Raw genomic sequence first — 19382 nt, forward strand, 5'->3', positions numbered from 1 at the left:
ATCGAACCCAGTATTGTCCCTCATCGGCGGCGACGCAGACTGAGGCGGGAAGCGGCGACCCGTGTGGCAAACTGCGCCCCCACTTTGTTTGCGACTGAAGACGGGGTTCTCGCTTGGACAAGATCCTGATGCAAATTGCGGCCGAGCTGAAAGTTCGGCCTGCGCAAGTCAACGCAGCGGTTGAGCTGCTGGATGGGGGCGCCACGGTGCCTTTCATTGCCCGTTACCGCAAAGAGGCCACCGATGGCCTGGACGACGCGCAACTGCGTGAGCTGGAGGTGCGTCTGGGCTATCTGCGCGAGCTGGAAGATCGCCGCGCGGCCGTGCTGAAAAGCATCGACGAGCAGGGCAAGCTGACGCCCGACCTGCGCGCGGCCATCGAGGCCGCCCCGACCAAGCAGGAACTGGAAGACCTCTACCTGCCGTACAAGCCCAAGCGCCGCACCAAGGGCATGATCGCCCGTGAGGCGGGTCTGGAGCCCTTGGCCGACAAGCTCTTCGCCGATCCGTCACTGGATCCTCAGGCGGAAGCCGCCGCCTTCATCAACGCAGAGGGTGGCTTTGCCGATGCCTTGGCCGTGCTGGATGGCGTGCGCGACATCCTGTCGGAGCGCTGGGCCGAAGATGCGGCCCTCGTGGGCAAGATGCGCGACTGGCTGTGGGACGAAGGCCTGTTCAAGTCCAAGCTGATGGACGGCAAGGACGAGCACAACCCGGACGTGGCCAAGTTTCGCGATTACTTCGACTACGACGAGCCGATCCGCACCGTGCCGTCACACCGGGCTCTGGCGGTGTTTCGAGGACGGGCGCAGGAAATCCTGGACGCCAAGCTGGTGCTGGATGAAGAGGTGGTGCCGGGGCAGCCCACGCTGGCCGAAGGCCGCATCGCGCACCACCTGAGCTGGCGCCACGCCAAACGGCCAGCAGACGAGCTGATTCGCAAGACGATCGCATGGACCTGGAAGGTCAAGCTGTCGCTGAGCCTGGAGCGCGACCTGTTTGCCCGCCTGCGCGAGCAGGCCGAAGCCACGGCCATCAAGGTTTTTGCCGAGAACCTGCGCGATCTGCTGCTGGCTGCACCTGCTGGGAAGCGCGTGGTGATGGGGCTGGACCCGGGCATCCGCACCGGTGTGAAGGTGGCCGTGGTGAGCGACACCGGCAAGGTGCTGGACACCCACACCGTCTACCCGCACGAGCCCAAGCGCGATTGGGAAGGCAGCATCCACACCCTGGGCCGTCTGTGCGCCCAGCATGGCGTGAACCTGATTGCCATCGGCAACGGCACGGCCAGCCGCGAAACCGACAAGCTCGCGGGCGACCTGATCAAGCGCATCCAGCAGATGGCCCCGGGCACGCCCATCGAAAAGGTGGTGGTGAGCGAGGCCGGCGCGTCGGTGTATTCCGCCTCTGAGTTTGCCAGCAAGGAGCTGCCGGAGCTGGACGTGAGCCTGCGGGGCGCCGTGTCGATTGCCCGCCGGCTGCAAGACCCGCTGGCCGAGCTGGTGAAGATCGATCCCAAGAGCATTGGCGTGGGGCAGTACCAGCACGATGTCAATCAGAGCGAATTGGCCCGCACGCTGGATGCCGTGGTGGAAGACTGCGTGAACTCGGTGGGCGTGGACCTCAACACGGCCTCCGCGCCGCTGCTGGCGCGGGTGTCGGGCCTGAGCGCGGCCGTGGCCAACAGCATCGTGCGCTGGCGCGACGCCAACGGCGCCTTCCGCAACCGCAAGCAGCTGATGGACGTGGCCGGGTTGGGTGCCAAGACCTTCGAGCAGGCGGCGGGCTTTTTGCGCATCCGTGATGGCGACAACCCGCTGGATTTGAGCGGCGTGCACCCCGAGACCTACCCCGTGGTCGAGAAGATGATTGCCGCCACCGGCAAGCCCGTCAACGAGCTGATCGGCCGCAGCGATGTCCTGCGCACGCTCAAGCCCGAGGCCTTTGCAGATGAGCGCTTTGGTGCCATCACCGTCAAGGACATCATCGCCGAGTTGGAGAAGCCGGGCCGCGACCCCCGCCCGGACTTCAAGGTGGCCCGCTTCAATGATGGGGTGGAAGACATCAAGGACCTGAAGGAAGGCATGGTGCTGGAGGGCACCGTGAGCAACGTCGCCCAGTTTGGTGCCTTTGTGGACCTGGGCGTGCACCAGGACGGCCTGGTCCACGTGAGCCAGCTGGCCAACAAGTTCGTGAGCGACGCCCGTGAGGTGGTCAAGACCGGCGACATCGTCAAGGTGAAGGTGCTGGAAGTGGACTTGGCCCGTAAACGCATCTCGCTGACCATGAAGATGGACGCGCCCACGGGTGCCAAGGCCGCCGGGGCGGGGCGCGACAACAGCTTCCGGCCAGCGGCCCGCAGTGAACGGCCTAGCACGGGCGGGCGCGGCGGTGCGGCTCAGCCAGCGCAGGGGCAGTCGGCCATGGCGGCGGCGTTTGCCAAGCTACATGGCAAGCGATGAGCGGGCGCTAAGCCACCCAGTGGTCACTGCACCCACTTGCCACCCTGGGCCTCGCATCCGGCCTTGCTTGCCTTGAGCAGTTCGGCATCGCGCTTGTAGTAGGAGAAGTTCATGCCGCCACCCATGGCGTTCTGACAGCGCGCCTGCGGGGCTGCGGGGCACGATGCCATGTAGGTGATCTTGGCTTTGTAGCGCGCATCGTTGAAGGGGTTGCCCATCCACTGGCACGCCTCCTTGAACTGTGCCGGGGGCATGCTGCGGTTCTCTGCACAGTCGTTGATCACGACACGTTGTCCGGCCATGGTGAAGTCGCCTTCCAGCAGGCAGGCTTTCTCGCTCGCCGCGGCCCCGCCGTGCATCACGAGCAGCGTTGACACCACGGCAATTCGGCAAACAGTTGGGCGCAGCAAGGGCATGAGATCCTCCAGAGTGTGTATGGTTGAAGCATACAGTGGGCGAACCAACGACAGCTTCAGGGGAAATGATGAACGATGCAAGCTCTGCCATGGCCGTTTGTCTGTTCAGTCCGGATCACACGACCGCGTTGGCCACGGTCGCGGCCACCTTGGTTGCCGCTGCGGCACTTTATTTTGCCCGCTGGTATTACGTGTCCGAGCAGATGGGGCGGTTGCATAACCGCTTGCTCGAGCTCAACAAGATGGCAGTCGAGCACCCGCAGGTCGCCAAGGACTTCTTCGATCTCCAGCATGCTCCCGTGCAGGGCTACTTTTCGGGCGCCGCGAAGCGGGGGCGGCGGCTGTACGCGCTCAGGGGCTATGTGCTGTTCCGGCTGAACGTGTATGAAGAAGCGTTCTGCGCTACCCAGGGGCCGTATGCCAGCGGGACCTCGCGCGGCAAGGCATGGCAGCACTACATCAAGAAGAGTTTCGATCACCCCTTGATCCAGGAAATGTTTGCCCAGACGGCCGATCAGTTCGACGAAGATTTTGTGCGCTTCATTGAGCGCAATGAACTGCCTGGTGGCGACCTGTATCGCCCCGACTAGGGCCGGTGGTCGGCAGGCAGCTGCGCGACTTCAACGCCGCGCCTCTCGCAGCAAGCGCATCCCGTTGGCCACCACCAGCAGGCTGGCGCCCACATCCGCAAACACCGCCATCCACAGTGTGGCGACACCGGCCAGTGACAGGGCCATGAACACAGCCTTGATGCCCAGGGCCAGCACGATGTTCTGCACCAGCACGCGGTGTGTGGCGTGGCTCAGACGGATGAAGCGCGCGATCTTGCGCGGGTCGTCGTCCATGATGGCGACATCGGCGGTTTCGAGGGCGGTGGCGGTGCCCGCGGCGCCCATGGCCAGACCGATGTCGGCGCGGGCCAGCGCGGGGGCGTCGTTCACCCCGTCGCCCACCATGGCCACTTCGCCGTGCTCGGCTTGCAGGGCTTCCACGGCGCGCAACTTGTCTTCGGGCATCAAGGGGCCGCGCGCATCGTCGATGCCGATCTGGGCCGCGATGTGACGTGCGGTCTGGGCGTTGTCCCCGGTGAGCATCACGGGCTTGACACCCAGCGACTTCAGTTGCGTCACGGCATCGCGGCTTTCCGGGCGCACAGCATCAGACACGGCCAGCAAACCGAGCACGCTGCGTTCATCCACGAGTGCGAACACCGTCTTGCCTTCATCGGCCAGCGCCTGCATGCGCGCCCGGGTGGGCGCATCGTCCAGACCCCGAGCAGCCAGCAGACCGAGGTTGCCCAATGCCACGGCACGGTCGCCCCCATCCGTCTTCGCCACGGCGGCCACGCCCTGGCCAGGCAGGCTCCTGAAACCGCTGATCGGCCACAGCGGCTGACCAGCCGCCGCGGGCTGGCTGCGCCACGCCGCCACCACGGCGCGGGCCACGGGGTGGGTGCTCTGTGCATCCAGTGAGGCCGCCAGGCGCAAGACAGACTCAATCGGGTAATCCGGGCGTCCCTCCACGTCGCTGAGCATCGGGCGCCCCTGGGTGAGCGTGCCGGTCTTGTCGAGCGCCACGGCGCGAATCCGTCGCCCCCCCTCCAGGAACACGCCGCCTTTGACCAAAATGCCCAGGCGGGCCGCGGCGGCCAGGCCAGACACCACGGTCACCGGCGTGGACACAACCAGCGCGCAGGGGCATGCGATCACCAGCATCACCAGTGCCTGGTAGAGCCAGTCCTGCCAAGGCGCATCCGTCAGTACCGGGCCCAGCACGGCCACGCCCACCGCCACCGCCACCACGGCCGGTGTGTACACCTGCGCAAACCGGTCCACAAAACGCTGGGTCGGCGCGCGTTGTGACTGTGCCTGCTGAATGGCGTCGGCCATGCGGGCCATCGTGCTGTGCGCGGCGGTGGCCGTGACGCTGGCCTCCACCAGACCGTCTGCCACCACGGTCCCGGCGTACAGCGGGTCACCTGGCTGTTTGTCCACGGGCAGGCTTTCGCCCGTGATGGGCGCCTGATCTACCGCAGCGGTGCCCGCCGTCACGCGGGCATCCAGGGGCACGCGTTCGCCGGCGCGCACGCGGATCGTCTGTCCGATCTGAACGGCTTGCGCAGGGCGCTCTGCCCACACATCGGCCGCCACACCCACCCCGTCAGGGGGCGAAGCCGTCTTGACCCACGCAGTCTCTGGCGCGTAGGCCGCCAGCGACGCGACCGCCTTGCGGGCGCGTTCAAGCGACAGCGCCTCGATGGCTTCGGCCAGCGCAAACAGAAAGACCACCATGGCCGCCTCGGCCCACTGGCCGATCACCATCGCCCCAACAACGGCCAGCGTCATCAGAAAGTAGATGTTGAGCGTGAAGTGCCGCAGCGCGATCCAACCCTTGCGCAGTGTCGGCCCGCCGGCCAGGCCCAATGACAGCAGCGCCAGCACCACCACCGGCACGCCCGATTCATCGCCTGTCTGCCAGGCCACGACCTCGGCCGCCGCTGCGCACAGGCCTGCGGCGCCGAGGGCGAACCGGGTCCGGCTGCTCAGCGCAGGCGGAGGCGGCTCAGGTCGTGCCCCCGCCTCCAGCAGGCGAGGCGCCATGCCCAGCTCGGTGAGGGCCTGCTCCAGTTCGCCCGTGTCGCTCAGGCGGTGGTACACGGTCAACTCCCTGGCCAGCAGGTTGAAATCCAGCCGCACGACGCCGGTCATGGGCTCCAACCGGTTGCGGATCAGCCGCTCTTCGGTGGGGCAGTCCATCTGGTCGATCCGATAGCGAGCCGAGGCAGCGTCTGCAGGTGGTGCGCCGGGAGCTGACAGGCCCCTGCCCACCAGGTCCTGCGGCGTACAACAGTCATCGTGACCGGTATGACCGTCATGCGCGTGAGTGGGCGTGGCAGCCGGCGGAGGCGCCGGTATCGGGGCGCCGACGGCGCGGATGGGGATGACCTTGCGGGTGGGGCGCGGTTCACTCATGGGCGGAGGGGAGCCATCGGGCGCGTGGCCTTGCACAATCACACGCCACATTGGACACCGATTTGACGCAGCCTGCTGAGCTATCCTCACTGCATGAAGGCTTTGCACATCCACGCGGGCGAACGCGCCCGCCAGCACATTGCGCGCCAAGGGCTGACGCCAGACGATGTGCGACTCGTGCCTGCGGCAGCAGGGGGGCCGAAAGGCCTGATGCTGACGCACTTGGACCAGCATCTGTTCGGTGAGTGGCTGCCGCGGTCGCAGCACACCGTGCACCTGGTGGGCGCGTCGATTGGCGCTTGGCGCATGGCGACTGCGGCCATGCCCGATGCGGCCGCGGCGTTCGCTGCCCTGGCCCATGGCTACATCCACCAGCACATCGAGCCCGAGCCGGGGCGCCGGTTTCCGTCGGCCGCCCGGATCACCGCAGGCTTCACCCAAACCTTGCAGGATTTCTTCGGCGATGCGGTACCGGCGCTGCTTGCGCACAACCGCTTCAAGCTGCACGTGTTGACGTCGCGCGGCCGGCAGGTGCTGCATCGTGGTACGCCAGCACGCACTGCCCTGGGCTTTGCCGGGCTGGCCCTGAGCAACACGCTGAGCCGCAAGGCAGTGGGCGCCTTTCTGGAGCGCACGGTCTTCTCCGCCGATGGCGGCGCGCTGCCCGTGCCCCTGAACGACCTGCCCACCCGCCACGTGGCGCTCACGGCCGACAACTTCATGCCCGCCATGCTGGCCTCATGCAGCATCCCCTTCATGCTGGAAGCGGTGCAGGCCATCCCCGGGGCACCAGCCGGTGCGCATTGGGACGGCGGGCTGGTGGACTACCACTTCCACTGGCCTTACGCCTCGATGAAGGAAGGGCTGGTGCTGTATCCCCACTTTCAGCGCCAGGTCGTGCCAGGCTGGCTGGACAAGGGCTTGCGCTGGCGCCACCGGCCGACCCCCTGGCTGGACAACCTCGTCGTGCTGGCGCCCAACCCGGCCTGGGTGCGCACGCTGCCGCGCGGCAAGCTACCGGATCGCACAGATTTCAAGCAGCTTGCCCCCGCCGAGCGCATGGCGGTGTGGACCGAAGCGGTAGGGCGCTCGCGCCAGTTGGCCGATGAGTGGCAAAGCTGGCTGGCCCGCGGTTGCCCGGCCGACGAGTTGCAGCCGCTGTGAGGAATAAGCAGCAACTGGCTACACTGATGGCATGGATTCAGCCAACAGCCTGTTCCTGATTGCGGCCCTGATTGCGGCCAGCGCATTCTTTTCGATCACCGAGCTCTCTGTGGCGGCCGCGCGGCGCATCCGCCTGCGCCAGATGGCCGACCAGGGCGATGCACGTGCGTTGCGCGTGATGGCCGTGCAGGATGAGCCAGGCGACTTCTTCACTGCCATCCAGATTGGTGTCAACGTGGTCGCCATCTTGGGCGGCGTGGTCGGGGAGGGGGCCTTTGCACCGCTGGTCATGCAGTGGCTGCCTGGCTGGCTCGTGCCCGCTCAGCATGCGGCCTCGGTGGCCAGCGTCGTGTCTTTCGTGCTGGTCACCAGTCTGTTCGTGCTGCTGGCCGATCTGTTTCCGAAGCGCCTGGGCATGACTGCGCCGGAACAGATTGCGGTGCGCGTGGTCGGGCCCATGTTTGCTTTCCTCGGATTGACACGGCCCATCGTCTGGTTCTTCAAGCGGCTGACCGATACGCTGTTTCGCGGCCTCGGGTTGCCAGAGCGACGAGACGATGCGATCACCCCTGACGACATCCTGGCCATGGCCCAGGCGGGGGCAGAGTCCGGCGCCATCAATACGCCCGAGCATCACGTCATCGAGAACGTGATCGAGCTGGACACCCGTGTGGTTAGCAGCGCCATGACCCCGCGCGACCGGATCGTCTACCTGCTGCGTGATGACACCGAGGCGCTGATTCGTGCCCGCATCGACCAGAGCCCGCATTCGACCTACCTGGTTTGCGACGGCGACATCGACCACGTGGTGGGTTATGTCGATGCCAAGTACTTGCTCAGCCGTGTCATCAACAACCAGCCCATCGATCTACAGGCCGAAGGTCTGATCAAGAAGGTGCTGAGCGTGCCTGACCGCCTCACCCTGTCAGAGATGCTCACCCAGTTCCGCCAGGCCTACGAAGACTTCGCAGTCATCGTCAACGAGTACAGCCTGGTGGTGGGCATCATCACGCTCAACGATGTGATGAACACCGTGATGGGCAGCCTGGTGGCGCCTTTGGATGAAGACCTCATCGTGCAGCGCGATGCCGATTCGTGGCTGATCGACGGCGTCACGCCCATCCCCGACGTGCTGCGCGCGCTTGATCTCGACAGCCTGCCCCACGAAGACGAATACGAAACCCTGGCAGGCTTCCTGATGGTGATGCTCAGGCGCATCCCGCGCCGCACTGACAGCGTCACCTACGGCGGTTACCGCTTCGAGGTCATCGACGTGGACAACTACAAGATCGACCAGGTGATGGTGACGCGGCAGCCAGCAGCTGCCGCGTCAACCGGCGATCACATCGACGCGGACAGCAGCGCGCGGTAATCGTCGGCCGTGGCGATGCGCGGGTTGGTCTTGTGGCAGTGATCGGCCAGGGCGCCGGTGATCACGCGGTCGAACCAATCGGTCTGAACGCCCAACTCGCCCAGCCCTTTGGGCAGACCCAGTTGCGCATTCAGATCGCGGATGGCAGCGGGAATGTCGCCGCCGGATGACAGCCCCATGACGCGCGCCATGCGGTCAAGGCGACGCTCTTTCTGGATGGACTCGGCCTCGGCGTTGAAGGCCACCACCGCGGGCAGGAACATGGCGTTGAGCGTGCCGTGGTGCAGTTTGGGATTCACGCCGCCCAGGCTGTGGCTCAGGCTGTGGACGGCACCCAGGCCTTTTTGAAAGGCCATGGCGCCCTGCATCGAAGCGCTCATCATGTTGAGTCGGGCCTCCCGGTCGCTGCCGTCGCGGGTGGCGCGCACGATGTGATGCCAGGCACGCTCCAGGCCGTCCAGCGCGATGCCGTCCGCCGGCGGGTTGAACGCCGGTGCCATGAAGGTCTCCATACAGTGGGCGATGGCGTCCATGCCGGTGGCGGCCGTCAGCGCGGGGGGCAGTCCCAGCGTGAGTTCCGGATCACAGATGGCGGCCTTGGGCATCAGGTTCCAGGAGTGGAAGCCCAGCTTGCGCCCATCGTCCACGATCACGATGGCGCCCCGCGCCACTTCGCTGCCGGTGCCCGCCGTGGTCGGCACCGCGATCACCGGCGCGGCCTGGGCGGTGATGCGAGGCGAGCCGCCCTCGATGGTGGCGTAGGTCTTCAGTGGCCCGGGGTGGGTGGCCATGATGGCCAGGCCCTTGGCCAGGTCGATGCTGGAGCCGCCGCCCACGGCGATCAGGCCATCGCATCGGCCAGCCTCCCAGACCGCCAGCGCGGCGCGCACAGACGCCTCCGTCGGGTTGGGCGGCGTCTGGTCGAACACCGTGACGGGGACATCCTTGAGCGCATCCAGCGCTTTCTGCAGCACCCCTGCGGCGCGCACGCCCGCATCGGTCACGATCAACGGGCGCTGAATGCCGATGCGCGCGCATTCGTCTGCCAGCAGCCGGATGGCGCCGTATTCGAACTGGATCTGTGTCAGGTAGAGGATGGTGGCCATGGTGTCTCGCTCAGGTGTGGTTGTCGGGCTGCGTTGACCGCGTCACAACACACTGTAGCAATGCGGCGCCAGGGCGGAGCGACCCCCGCGATTGCGGGTATACCCATTTTTGTCGACGGTCTGTCGTGTCACGACGCCGACTCTGGCATACCATACGCACCCGTTACATGAAACGGGCGTTTGAAACGTTCGTACTGCGGAGCGTGCATTTCCATGGCCAGCGCAGCCCCCCGGCTTTCACCTGCAGATACCAAGACCCGCATCCTCGACGCAGCCGAGACGCTGTTCGTCCAGGGCGGGTTCGAATCCATGTCCATGCGGCAGATCACCAGCGCCGCAGGGGTGAACCTGGCTGCCGCCAACTATCACTTCGGCAGCAAGGACGCGCTGATCCAGGCCGTGCTGGCGCGACAACTCGACCCACTCAACGATCACCGCATCGCCATGCTCGATGTGCTGGAGCGCCACCTTGGCGCCAAACTGCGCTGCGAACACGTGCTGGTGGCCATGTTCCTGCCGGCGGTGCGCATGGGCCGCGGCACCAGCGAGTCGGCCCGCCGCTACCTGCATTTCCTCGGGCGGGCGTACACGGACCCGTCGCCAGTGGTGCGCGAATTCATCGACACGCATTACGTGCAGACGCTGGCGCGCTTTTTCTTTGCCTTTCAGCGCACGCTGCCCGATCTGGCGCGTGAAGACCTGGGCTTTCGACTGAACTTTGCCATGGGCGCCCTGGCGGGCATCCTGGCCGGCGGCAACACGCAGCGCCTGATCCGCGAGTTCACGCAGGGGCAGGGCGACCACGAGGCCATGATCTTGTCGCGCTTGGTTTCCCTGATGGTTGCTGCGCTGCGCGCACCGCTGCCGGGGCCGAGTGAAACCAATCTGATCGACGAAATCGTGCACCTGCCCGGGCTCGCCAGCCTGGGACTGCCCCCCGATGTTCCCCCCGCGTCTGCGCCTGAACCGGCGCAGGCGGCCTCGCTTCAGAACTGAGGTGAGTGCTGTTTCGCCGCGACACCGGTAGGTATCGCATCCGACCCACCTGGCCGATCGACACTGTTCACGTTCACGGCCCTGTACCTTGAAAGACACGCATGAAAGACGGTTACCTGGACTTTGCCAACTCGCCCATGGGCGCCAAGCTCGTCAATGCGCTGGGGTTGCCCAAGCCCATGCAACTGGAGCGTTACAAGGCCGGTCAGCCTGTTGTGCGCGGTACCGTGCTGGTGGGCGGTGGCGGTGAGCCGCAGTTGCTGTCGCAGCTTGCGGCCTTTTTCAAGGACATCGGCGCGCAGACGCTGGCCCACGAGCGCCTGCCGCAGTGGGTGTCGGTGGCCAACCAGGCGGGCCTGACCACGGGCCGCTGGGGTGGCAATGGTCAACCCGGCGAGAAGGTCAAGGCCCTGGTATTCGACGCCACAGGCCTGGAAGACAGCACGCAGAGCGATGCGCTGTACTGGTTCTTCCACGACGCCGCTCGTTCGTTGCTGCCCTGTGGCCGCGTGGTGGTGATCGGCCGCCCGCCCGAAGACTGCGCCTCGCACCGCAAGGCAACCGTCCAGCGTTCGCTCGAGGGCCTGACCCGCTCGCTGGGCAAGGAACTCAAGAAGGGCGCCACGGCCCAACTCGTCTACGTGGCCGAGGGCGCCGAGGGCGAGATGGAGTCGACGCTGCGCTTCCTGTTGTCGCCACGCTCGGCCTACGTGTCGGCCCAGGTGATCCGCATTGGCCGCCCCGTGGGCGAGGTCGTGAAGCCGGCTGACTGGGGTCAGGCCCTGGCCGGCAAGAAGGTTCTGGTGACCGGTGCCTCGCGTGGCATCGGCGAGGCCATCGCCGAGGTGGTGGTGCGCGAGGGCGGGCAGGTGATCTGCCTGGACGTGCCCCAAGCCCAGGCCCCGCTCGAAGCGGTGGCCAAGCGCCTGGGCGGCAAGGCGATCGCGCTGGACATCGGCGCGCCCGACGCCCCGGCCAAACTCATCGAGGCTGCCAAGGCCGATGGCGGCTGGGACGTGCTGGTGCACAACGCCGGCATCACCCGCGACAAGACGATTGCCAACATGAAGGAGCACCTGTGGCAGCTGACGGTCAACGTCAACCTGTCCACCCAGGAGCGCATCAATGAAGCCATGGTCGAGAGTGGCGCGCTCAAGGCTGGCGGCCGCATCGTCTGCGTCTCGTCGATCTCGGGCATCGCCGGCAACATGGGCCAGACCAACTACGCCGTCTCCAAGGCCGGCGTGATCGGCATGGTGCAGAGCACCGCGCCCATCTACGCGCAAAAGGGCATCACCATCAACGCGGTGGCGCCTGGCTTCATCGAGACCCAGATGACGGCCGCCATCCCGTTCGCCATCCGCGAGGCCGGTCGCCGCATGAACTCCATGAGCCAGGGCGGCCAGCCCGTGGACGTGGCCGAGGCCATCTGCTGGTTCGCCAGCCCCGCCTCCAGCGGCCTGACGGGCAACGTCATCCGCGTGTGTGGTCAGAGCCTGATCGGCGCCTGAGCAGAGCGCAGCAGTCATGAAGACGATCGTCGTCAACAAGCTGCCCGGCGCCATCTCCTTGAGCCTGGGCGCCCTGCGCTCGAGCAGCAAGAAGAACGTCGCCGTCGACGCCTTGCCCGCTGTGACCTATGTGCGGCCCAAGGTGAAGGTGGATGCACGCCACGTGGCGGCATATTCGCGTGTGTGCGGCTTCACCCCTGCCCACGGCGTGCCGCTGACCTACCTGTTCACCCAGGCCTTCCCGCTGGCCATGATGCTGTTCGGCAGCAAGGCCTGCCCATGGCCCGCCATGGGCATCGTCCACCTGTCGAACCACATCCGCCAGCATGCGCGCATCTCGGCGGGTGACGAGTTGCGCATCGAGCTGACCACCGGCGCCTTGTTCGCCCATGACAAGGGCCAGGTCTTCATGCTGCACTTCCGCGCTTTCCGGGGCGAGCAGCTCGTCTGGGAAAACGACATGACAGCGCTGCGCATGGGCGTGCGCAACCCGCGTGGGCCGAAGTACGAAAGCCAGCTCGGGGATGCTGGCGTGCTGTCGCACCAGGCTGATTTCTTCGCAGCCGGGGGCATCGGGCGCCGCTATGGTCGCGTCTCGGGCGACATCAACCCGATCCACCTGACCGCGATCACGGCCAAGTTGCTTGGCTTTCGCAAAGCCATTGCCCATGGCATGTGGACCAAGGCCCGCGCGCTGGCCACGCTGATGCCGCGTGAAGCCATCGAGCGTGCCGAAGCGGTGGTTGATTTCAAGACGCCGCTCTTCCTGCCCGCTCGCGCATCCATGTGGACGACCCGTGCCGATCATGGCGCGCTGTTCGAGGTGCGCAACGCCAAGGGCGACAAACCCCATCTGCGCGGCCGCGTGCAGTACTGACCCACAAGATCTCAGCATTCAGAAGGATTCAACATGAACACTGTCCGTCGCGTCGCCATCATCGGGGGCAACCGCATTCCTTTCGCCCGCTCCAACACCGTCTACTCGCATGTCTCCAACCAGGACATGCTGACGGCCACCCTGCAGGGTCTGGTCGACCGCTTCAACCTGCATGGCAAGCGCCTGGGCGACGTGGCCGCCGGCGCCGTGATGAAGCACAGCCGTGACTTCAATCTGGTGCGCGAGTCGGTGCTGTCGACCACCCTGGCGCCCGAAACCCCGGCCTTCGACCTGCAGCAGGCTTGCGGCACCGGCCTGGAGGCCGTGATGCTGGTGGCCAACAAGATCGCGCTGGGTCACATCGAATCGGGCATCGGCGGCGGTGTGGACACCACGTCGGATGCGCCCATCGGCGTCAACGAGAAGATGCGCAAGATCCTGCTCGAAGCCAACCGCGGCAAGAGCACGGGCGAGCAGCTCAAGACGCTGGCCAAGATCCGCCCCTCGATGCTGGTCAAGCCCGCCATCCCGAAGAACGGCGAACCGCGAACCGGCTACTCCATGGGCGAGCACGCTGAGTTGATGGCACGCGAGTGGGGCATCCCCCGCGAAGAGCAAGACCAGCTTGCCTTCCTGTCGCACCAGAACCTGGCCCGCGCCTACAAGGATGGCTTCTTCGCTGACCTGATGACGCCGTTCAAGGGCGTCAGCAAGGACAACAACCTGCGCGAAGGCCTGACCATCGAGAAGCTGCGCTCGCTCAAGCCCTGCTTCGACAAGAAGATCGCGCCTGGCCAGGGCACGCTGACCCCGGGCAACTCGACCCCGCTGACCGATGGCGCCTCGGCCGTGCTGCTGGGCAGCGAGGAGTGGGCCAAGGCCAACAACCTGCCGGTGCAGGCCTACATCACGTTCAGCGAAGTGGCCGCCGTCGACTTCTTCAACAAGAAGGAAGGCCTGCTGATGGCGCCGGCCTACGCCGTGCCGCGCATGCTCGAACGCGCGGGCCTGACCCTGCAGGACTTCGATTTCTACGAGATCCATGAAGCGTTTGCGGCTCAGGTGCTGTGCACGCTGAAGGCCTGGGAAGACCCCAAGTACTGCAAGGAGCGTCTGGGTCTGGACAAGCCGCTGGGCTCGATCGACCGCAGCAAGCTCAACGTCAACGGCTCGTCGCTGGCCGCTGGCCATCCGTTCGCGGCCACCGGCGGCCGCATCGTGGCCTCGCTGGCGAAGATGCTGGCGCAAAAGGGCTCGGGCCGTGGCCTGATTTCCATCTGCGCGGCAGGCGGACAAGGCGTTGTGGCCATTCTGGAACGCTGAGCTCGGCGTTGCTAGACTGACAGTTGAACGAAGAAGGGGGCATTTGCCCCCTTTTGACGGTTGAACAAGCTGCCCGCAGCAGGACACGGCGCAGCACACGAGGAGACACCATGACGCAGACCGCCACCGCCCACGCCAACCCCCGCCCGTCGATCGTCAACCCGGACGGAACCACCAACCGCATCTGGTTGTCGTCGTATGTGGAAGGGGTGGTGCATGACATCGATGTCAACAAGTACCGCTCCCTGACCCAGTACTTCGACGAATGCATGGCCAAGTTCCGCGACCGCCCTGGCTTCGTCAGCATCGGCACCGAGCTGATGAATTCGCGGCTTGAGCGGCTGGTCAAGGAGTTCGCCGGCTGGCTGCAGAGCCAGGGCGTCAAGAAGGGCGATCGGGTGGCCATCATGCTGCCCAATACCTTCCAGTACCCGGTGTGTCTGTTCGCCGTGCTGCGCATCGGCGCCATCGTGGTCAACGTCAACCCGCTGTACACGGCGCGCGAGCTGAACCACCAACTCAAGGATTCCGGGGCAGAAACCATCATCGTGATGGAGAACTTCGCCAAGACGCTGCAAGAAGCGCTGCCGGGCACCAACGTCAAGCGCATTGTGCTCACGCAGATCGGTGACCTGCTGTCTGACAGCGTCATCAACGCCAAGGGTCGCCTGCTGAACTTCGTGATCCGCAAGGTGCAGAAGATGGTGCCCGAGTACAAGTTGCCCGGCGCAATCTGGATTCGCGACGCGCTCAAGGCCGGCAGCAAGGTGAAGGTCAAGGACGCCGAGGTGCACCCGGATGACCTTGCTTTCCTGCAATACACCGGCGGCACGACTGGGGTGTCGAAGGGCGCCATGCTGACGCACCGCAACGTGCTGACGAACTGCCAGCAGGCGCTGGCTTTTGCTGAAGGCCAGCTCACCGGCGACACCGAAACCGTGGTCACGCCGCTGCCGCTGTACCACATCTTCTCGTTGACGGTGAACTGCCTGATCTTCATGGCGCTCGGTGGCCGCAACATCCTGATTGCCAACCCGCGCGACACCAAGCGCGTGATGATGATCCTGAAGAACGAGAACTTCAGCGGCATCACCTGCGTGAACACGCTGTATGCCTCGTTCCTGGACGACCCCGAGTTCCGTAAGCGCAACTTCTCGAACCTGAAGCTGGCGGTGTCCGGTGGCATGGCGCTGCAGCGCAGCATTGCCGAGCGCTGGAAGGAAGTCACGGGCAACTCGATCGTCGAAGGCTATGGCCTGACCGAGTGCTCGCCCATCGTCACCCAGGCCCCTGTGGATCTGAAGAAGCCGCAGCCCGCCTTCACGGGCTCGATCGGCGTGCCCGTGCCCTCGACCGAGGTGCGCATCCGTCGCGAAGATGGCTCCTGGGCCGAAATCGACGAGCCGGGCGAACTGGTCGTGCGTGGCCCGCAGGTCATGAAGGGCTACTGGAATCGCCCCGAAGAAACCGCCAAGGTCATCGACCCGGAGGGCTGGCTGGCCACGGGCGACATTGCCGTGATGGACGAGAAGGGCTTCCTCAAGATCGTGGACCGCAAGAAGGACATGATCCTGGTCTCGGGCTTCAACGTCTATCCGAACGAGATCGAGGATGTCGTGGCCATGCACCCCGATGTCAAGGAAGTGGCCGCCGTGGGCGTGCCCGATGAGGTGGCGGGCGAGCGCGTGAAGGTCATCATCGTGCCGCGCAGCCCGAGCCTCACCAAAGAGTCGGTGCTGGAGCATTGCCGCAAGTACCTGACGGGCTACAAGATTCCGCGCGTGATCGAGTTCCGGGACACCGAGTTGCCCAAGACGCCGGTGGGCAAGATCCTGCGCCGCGAGCTGCGCTGAGTGCGGTGTAGCGGGTGCATACTCAAGGGCATGCACCCCCGCTTTCAACACCGCTTGCGCGTCCGCTGGGCCGAGGTGGACGCACAGAAGGTGGTCTTCAACGGCCACTACCTGACCTACCTCGACGTCGCCGCCACCGAATACTGGCGCCATGTGGGCCTGCCGTATCCGGATGCCTGGGCCCGGCTGGGCTGCGATGTCTACGTACGGCGCAACACGCTCGAATACCACGCACCCGCCCAGCTTGATGACTGGTTGAGCATCGGCGTGCGTTGCGCCCGCATGGGCAACTCGTCACTGACATTGAACTGGGAAGCCCGGCGAGATGGCCAGTTGCTGGTCAGCGGCGAGGTGGTCTATGTCTGCGTGAGTCTGAACGACGGGCGGCCATGCACCGTCCCGGCGTCGGCACGCGCCCAGCTCGATGCATACGAGGCCACACAGCCGTGCTGGCTGACCCACCTGGGCGACTGGCGGGCCCTGGGCGAGCAGGCTGCCGCCGTGCGGCGAGCGGTGTTCATCGAGGAGCAAGGCATTGCCGAATCCGAGGAATGGGACGATGACGATGCGCGCGCCCACCATGTTGTCGTGACGAATCTGGACGGATGGGCGGCGGCCACCGGGCGGCTCATTCCGGACGAGACGCCTGGACGCGCGCGCATCGGGCGCATGGCGGTGATGCGCTGCGCGCGGGGCGTGGGCCTGGGTCGCAAGGTGCTGGAGGCGCTGGTCGACCAGGCCCGTGCGATCGGCCGACCGCAATTGAGCCTGCACGCGCAGTGCAGTGCCCAGGCGCTGTATGAATCGGCGGGCTTTCAGCCGGTGGGCGAGGTGTTCGACGAGGTCGGCATCCCGCACCGCAAGATGGTGCTCACGCTTTGACCATCTTCAACACCGGCGCCTTGATGAGGTTGCGTGCGCGAGTGCGCTTCATCGGGGGCAGCACGTGGTTGTCCTGCTCTGACACCTCGGAACTCTCGAACACCTCTTCGGTGCGCAAGGCCGGTGGCGGCAGCGTGGCCTGAAGACGTGCCACATCGGCTTGTGCCATCGTGTGGCGCGGCGGCCAGTTCTTCAAGGTCACACGGCGTAGCAGCGCCACGCCGCCCTTGGCGCTGAAGGTGCGTTCATACACGTGGGTGACCAGTCGCTTGTGCTGGCGCTCGGTGATGATGACCGTGGAGCAGCGGGTGCCGTAGGTGCCGTCCGGGGTGCGGATGAAGCACGACGACAGCATGCGCTCCCACTCCATGGGCACACCGGTGTGCGGCAGGTGGGCGTCAGCGGCCTGCTCTGGGTTGGACAGGGCGTCGAGCAGCACATCGGCCATGCGCTCGACATCCTGCTCGGGGCTGAGCGCCGATTTAAGCCGCGCCTTGAGCTGCTGGACCTTGGGCCAGGGCGTGTTCAGCGCCGCGTTCGACAGCCCGAAGATGCCTTTCTGAAGCCGTTCGGGGTAGAGCTGCCGGTTGTTGAGCCAGAAGCATTCACCCTGTGCGAAATCCAGCGCGATCATGTTGAAGCCGTTGTAGCCCGACATGGCCAGGCGTGGCCACAGCGTGGCCATGCCGACATCTCCTTTGAGCCATTGCGGCACGATCTGTCCACGCGAGGGGGCTTGTGGATCGATGTCCAGGGGATTGCGAATGTTGGTGACCAGTCCCAGCCGACCTTCGGCCGTCAGGCCCAGCCAGGTGCCGCCTGCAGAAAGGTCTCGGCCGCCAAGAATGGCGGGGCCGCCTTCCTCGGGCTGCCACCAGGTCAACCGGGCTGCTGGGCGGTCAAAAAACTCGTCTCGGTTGGCCGCCAGAACAAAGGGAAAGCGGCTGTGCTGATCAAGGGCAAAGGCGGCAAGGCACATCGGTCGACTCCGGTACGGCAGGCGTCAGGCGGCGGTGAATCAGGCTTCAAAAGAAGCGGTCGAGGCGGTCGAACAGTCAGTGAATCGCTCGATGTGGCGCTCGCCGATCCACTGCAATGGCAGCCTGTCCACCTCGGCCAGCAGATCGGCCTCAAATGCACCACCGATGCCCTCGGGGTGCTCGTAGACCTCCATCCAGGTAGCGGGCGCATCGGCTTTCACGTCGTCCGATCGCCGCATCAGCCGGGCCACCAGACCCGGCCAGCGCGCGCGCATCCCGTGCTGCATGGCTTGCACCGCCTCCAGCCAAGCCTGCTGGTGAGCAGCGGGCACCCGGTAGTACACAAACAGCGCCGGGCGCCCCTCAGCGGTAGCCCCGTCCTTCAACCGTTGACCATCCATGGCGTCAGACTAGCCCAAATTGTGCTGTGCAACAGGCGCCGCCAACGCACAACCGGGCTTTGCAGGGCGAAATGCCGTTAACGATTCGACGAGCCCGCCCGTCATGCATCCGCCGACGTGACGTCGTAGGGCAGGGGCAGCAAGGTAAGCGCTGGCCCTGCGTCGCCGCCGAGGTGCAGCGCCGCATCGCTGGCTTGGAGCTTCAGCTCGATCAGCGCCAGCACCGAGCCGTCGCCTGACTCGGGTGAGGCGGCCGCGTTGACCACCATGCCGGCCGGCTGGCCCGGATCGGCCGCGCTGTATACCTCCTGGCCGGCCTGCATGGGGGTGTGGCCGCGCGCGAGAAACAGCCGGCGCTTGAGCGTGCCGCGGTACTGGCTGCGCGCGACCACCTCTTGGCCTGGGTAGCAGCCCTTTCGGAAGTTGACGCCGCCCAGCACCTCATAGTTCACCATCTGCGGCACGAACTGGTCAGCCGTGGCGGCCGTGATGTGTGGCACGCCGGTGAGCACCTGCAGCCAGGCCCACTGCGCCGCATCCAGCGTCGGGCCTGTGGCCAGACGCGTTGCGGCAACGCCCGCAGGCAGCAGGGCGCAGCCCAGCGCTGAACCCGTTGCGGTGCGGTGCTGACCGGGCAGCGGCACGAAGCCTTCTGGCGCATGGCCGCCATGCGTGTCCGGCCATGCAGCGCCCACGACCGACAGCTCGTCGCTGGCGTCGCGCAGCTTGCACTGCGCCCGCAGCACGAACATCGTCAGGCGCTTGAGCGTGCTGGGCAACAAGCTACGGTCGAGCACAAGCCAGAAACGCTCGGCGTCGGCACGCCAGACCCACAGGCTGGCCAGCATCCGCCCCTTGGGCGAGCAATAGGCCGCCAGCGCGGGCTGGCTCACGGGCAGTTGCACGATGTCCTGGCTGAGCTGGCCATGCAGAAAGGTGGCCGCATCCGCGCCGGTGGCTACGATCACGCCCAGATGGCCGAGCGCACAGCTGCCTTGCCAGGCAGTGGTATCCGAGAGGAGGGTGGTGTCCATGTGCTGATTATGATGACGGGTGTGAAGTCCGAT

16 protein-coding genes are annotated in these 19382 nt (G+C 65.9%); 10 read left to right on the top strand and 6 right to left on the bottom strand.

Annotated elements, in window-relative coordinates; translation table 11 throughout:
* The first annotated feature begins 128 nt into the window (after positions 1-128).
* Entirely contained in the window at positions 129-2462 is a 2334-nt protein-coding gene (locus GTZ97_RS05115; protein WP_161649565.1) for a Tex family protein, read from the top strand.
* A gap of 23 nt (positions 2463-2485) precedes the next feature.
* Here GTZ97_RS05115 and GTZ97_RS05120 read toward each other — a convergent pair whose 3' ends face one another.
* Complete coding sequence (locus tag GTZ97_RS05120; protein WP_161649494.1) at positions 2486-2878, bottom strand: hypothetical protein; 393 nt, start codon at positions 2876-2878, stop codon at positions 2486-2488.
* Positions 2879-2946: 68 nt separating this feature from the next.
* Between GTZ97_RS05120 and GTZ97_RS05125 the strand changes: the two genes are divergently transcribed.
* A complete protein-coding gene (locus tag GTZ97_RS05125) occupies positions 2947-3468 on the top strand; it encodes a hypothetical protein (protein WP_161649495.1) in 522 nt (173 codons plus the stop codon).
* 30 nt (positions 3469-3498) lie between these two features.
* Here the strand turns inward: GTZ97_RS05125 and GTZ97_RS05130 are convergent, their stop codons facing one another.
* The gene (locus GTZ97_RS05130; protein WP_161649496.1) at positions 3499-5850 is read right to left on the bottom strand and encodes a heavy metal translocating P-type ATPase; all 2352 of its coding nucleotides are present in this window, start codon (positions 5848-5850) and stop codon (positions 3499-3501) included.
* Between the two features lie 93 nt (positions 5851-5943).
* Here GTZ97_RS05130 and GTZ97_RS05135 point away from each other — a divergent pair, with 93 nt between their 5' ends.
* Both GTZ97_RS05135 and paeA read left to right on the top strand, forming a co-directional pair.
* Entirely contained in the window at positions 5944-7014 is a 1071-nt protein-coding gene (locus GTZ97_RS05135) for a patatin-like phospholipase family protein (RefSeq protein WP_161649497.1), read from the top strand.
* Positions 7015-7045: 31 nt separating this feature from the next.
* Positions 7046-8386 (top strand): polyamine export protein PaeA, encoded by a 1341-nt coding sequence (gene paeA / locus GTZ97_RS05140; protein WP_161649498.1) that lies wholly within the window; start codon positions 7046-7048, stop codon positions 8384-8386.
* Here the strand turns inward: paeA and gbd are convergent.
* Positions 8356-9492 carry a 4-hydroxybutyrate dehydrogenase gene (gbd, locus tag GTZ97_RS05145; RefSeq protein WP_161649499.1) on the bottom strand — a complete coding sequence of 379 codons (1137 nt, stop codon included), beginning with the start codon at positions 9490-9492 and terminating at the stop codon, positions 8356-8358. The two genes, paeA and gbd, sit on opposite strands and share 31 nt — an antisense overlap.
* 213 nt (positions 9493-9705) lie before the next feature.
* Between gbd and GTZ97_RS05150 the strand changes: the two genes are divergently transcribed.
* The 6 genes from GTZ97_RS05150 to GTZ97_RS05175 all read left to right on the top strand — a co-directional run bounded on the left by GTZ97_RS05150 (position 9706) and on the right by GTZ97_RS05175 (position 16934).
* Positions 9706-10488: a TetR/AcrR family transcriptional regulator gene (locus tag GTZ97_RS05150; protein ID WP_161649500.1), complete on the top strand. Its 783-nt coding sequence runs from the start codon at positions 9706-9708 to the stop codon at positions 10486-10488.
* Positions 10489-10589: 101 nt separating this feature from the next.
* The gene (locus GTZ97_RS05155; RefSeq protein WP_161649501.1) at positions 10590-11999 is read left to right on the top strand and encodes a 3-oxoacyl-ACP reductase; all 1410 of its coding nucleotides are present in this window, start codon (positions 10590-10592) and stop codon (positions 11997-11999) included.
* A gap of 16 nt (positions 12000-12015) precedes the next feature.
* Complete coding sequence (locus GTZ97_RS05160; RefSeq protein WP_161649502.1) at positions 12016-12876, top strand: MaoC family dehydratase; 861 nt, start codon at positions 12016-12018, stop codon at positions 12874-12876.
* A 33-nt stretch (positions 12877-12909) separates the two neighbouring features.
* Positions 12910-14199, top strand: a complete 1290-nt coding sequence (locus GTZ97_RS05165; protein WP_161649503.1) for an acetyl-CoA C-acetyltransferase — start codon at positions 12910-12912, stop codon at positions 14197-14199.
* A gap of 110 nt (positions 14200-14309) precedes the next feature.
* Positions 14310-16052: an AMP-binding protein gene (locus GTZ97_RS05170; RefSeq protein ID WP_161649504.1), complete on the top strand. Its 1743-nt coding sequence runs from the start codon at positions 14310-14312 to the stop codon at positions 16050-16052.
* Between the two features lie 30 nt (positions 16053-16082).
* Positions 16083-16934, top strand: a complete 852-nt coding sequence (locus tag GTZ97_RS05175; protein ID WP_161649505.1) for a YbgC/FadM family acyl-CoA thioesterase — start codon at positions 16083-16085, stop codon at positions 16932-16934.
* Here GTZ97_RS05175 and GTZ97_RS05180 read toward each other — a convergent pair.
* The 3 genes from GTZ97_RS05180 to ygfZ all read right to left on the bottom strand — a co-directional run bounded on the left by GTZ97_RS05180 (position 16924) and on the right by ygfZ (position 19349).
* Complete coding sequence (locus tag GTZ97_RS05180; protein WP_161649506.1) at positions 16924-17913, bottom strand: NRDE family protein; 990 nt, start codon at positions 17911-17913, stop codon at positions 16924-16926. The two genes, GTZ97_RS05175 and GTZ97_RS05180, sit on opposite strands and share 11 nt — an antisense overlap.
* A 39-nt stretch (positions 17914-17952) precedes the next feature.
* Positions 17953-18315: a DUF4936 family protein gene (locus GTZ97_RS05185; protein ID WP_161649507.1), complete on the bottom strand. Its 363-nt coding sequence runs from the start codon at positions 18313-18315 to the stop codon at positions 17953-17955.
* A gap of 101 nt (positions 18316-18416) precedes the next feature.
* On the bottom strand, positions 18417-19349 hold the full coding sequence (gene ygfZ / locus GTZ97_RS05190) for a CAF17-like 4Fe-4S cluster assembly/insertion protein YgfZ (RefSeq protein WP_161649508.1): 933 nt from the start codon (positions 19347-19349) through the stop codon (positions 18417-18419).
* Positions 19350-19382 lie beyond the last annotated feature (33 nt).

Origin of the sequence: Aquabacterium fontiphilum, from assembly GCF_009909205.1 — a bacterium.
Classification (GTDB): domain Bacteria; phylum Pseudomonadota; class Gammaproteobacteria; order Burkholderiales; family Burkholderiaceae_C; genus Aquabacterium; species Aquabacterium fontiphilum.

What these genes read in the sequence shown, in the direction of transcription:
- GTZ97_RS05115 (WP_161649565.1), top strand. Translation starts at nt 129, where the DNA reads ATGCAAATTGCGGCCGAGCTGAAAGTTCGGCCTGCGCAAGTCAACGCA.
- GTZ97_RS05120 (WP_161649494.1), bottom strand. Translation starts at nt 2,878, where the DNA reads ATGCCCTTGCTGCGCCCAACTGTTTGCCGAATTGCCGTGGTGTCAACG.
- GTZ97_RS05125 (WP_161649495.1), top strand. Translation starts at nt 2,947, where the DNA reads ATGAACGATGCAAGCTCTGCCATGGCCGTTTGTCTGTTCAGTCCGGAT.
- GTZ97_RS05130 (WP_161649496.1), bottom strand. Translation starts at nt 5,850, where the DNA reads ATGAGTGAACCGCGCCCCACCCGCAAGGTCATCCCCATCCGCGCCGTC.
- GTZ97_RS05135 (WP_161649497.1), top strand. Translation starts at nt 5,944, where the DNA reads ATGAAGGCTTTGCACATCCACGCGGGCGAACGCGCCCGCCAGCACATT.
- paeA (WP_161649498.1), top strand. Translation starts at nt 7,046, where the DNA reads ATGGATTCAGCCAACAGCCTGTTCCTGATTGCGGCCCTGATTGCGGCC.
- gbd (WP_161649499.1), bottom strand. Translation starts at nt 9,492, where the DNA reads ATGGCCACCATCCTCTACCTGACACAGATCCAGTTCGAATACGGCGCC.
- GTZ97_RS05150 (WP_161649500.1), top strand. Translation starts at nt 9,706, where the DNA reads ATGGCCAGCGCAGCCCCCCGGCTTTCACCTGCAGATACCAAGACCCGC.
- GTZ97_RS05155 (WP_161649501.1), top strand. Translation starts at nt 10,590, where the DNA reads ATGAAAGACGGTTACCTGGACTTTGCCAACTCGCCCATGGGCGCCAAG.
- GTZ97_RS05160 (WP_161649502.1), top strand. Translation starts at nt 12,016, where the DNA reads ATGAAGACGATCGTCGTCAACAAGCTGCCCGGCGCCATCTCCTTGAGC.
- GTZ97_RS05165 (WP_161649503.1), top strand. Translation starts at nt 12,910, where the DNA reads ATGAACACTGTCCGTCGCGTCGCCATCATCGGGGGCAACCGCATTCCT.
- GTZ97_RS05170 (WP_161649504.1), top strand. Translation starts at nt 14,310, where the DNA reads ATGACGCAGACCGCCACCGCCCACGCCAACCCCCGCCCGTCGATCGTC.
- GTZ97_RS05175 (WP_161649505.1), top strand. Translation starts at nt 16,083, where the DNA reads ATGCACCCCCGCTTTCAACACCGCTTGCGCGTCCGCTGGGCCGAGGTG.
- GTZ97_RS05180 (WP_161649506.1), bottom strand. Translation starts at nt 17,913, where the DNA reads ATGTGCCTTGCCGCCTTTGCCCTTGATCAGCACAGCCGCTTTCCCTTT.
- GTZ97_RS05185 (WP_161649507.1), bottom strand. Translation starts at nt 18,315, where the DNA reads ATGGATGGTCAACGGTTGAAGGACGGGGCTACCGCTGAGGGGCGCCCG.
- ygfZ (WP_161649508.1), bottom strand. Translation starts at nt 19,349, where the DNA reads ATGGACACCACCCTCCTCTCGGATACCACTGCCTGGCAAGGCAGCTGT.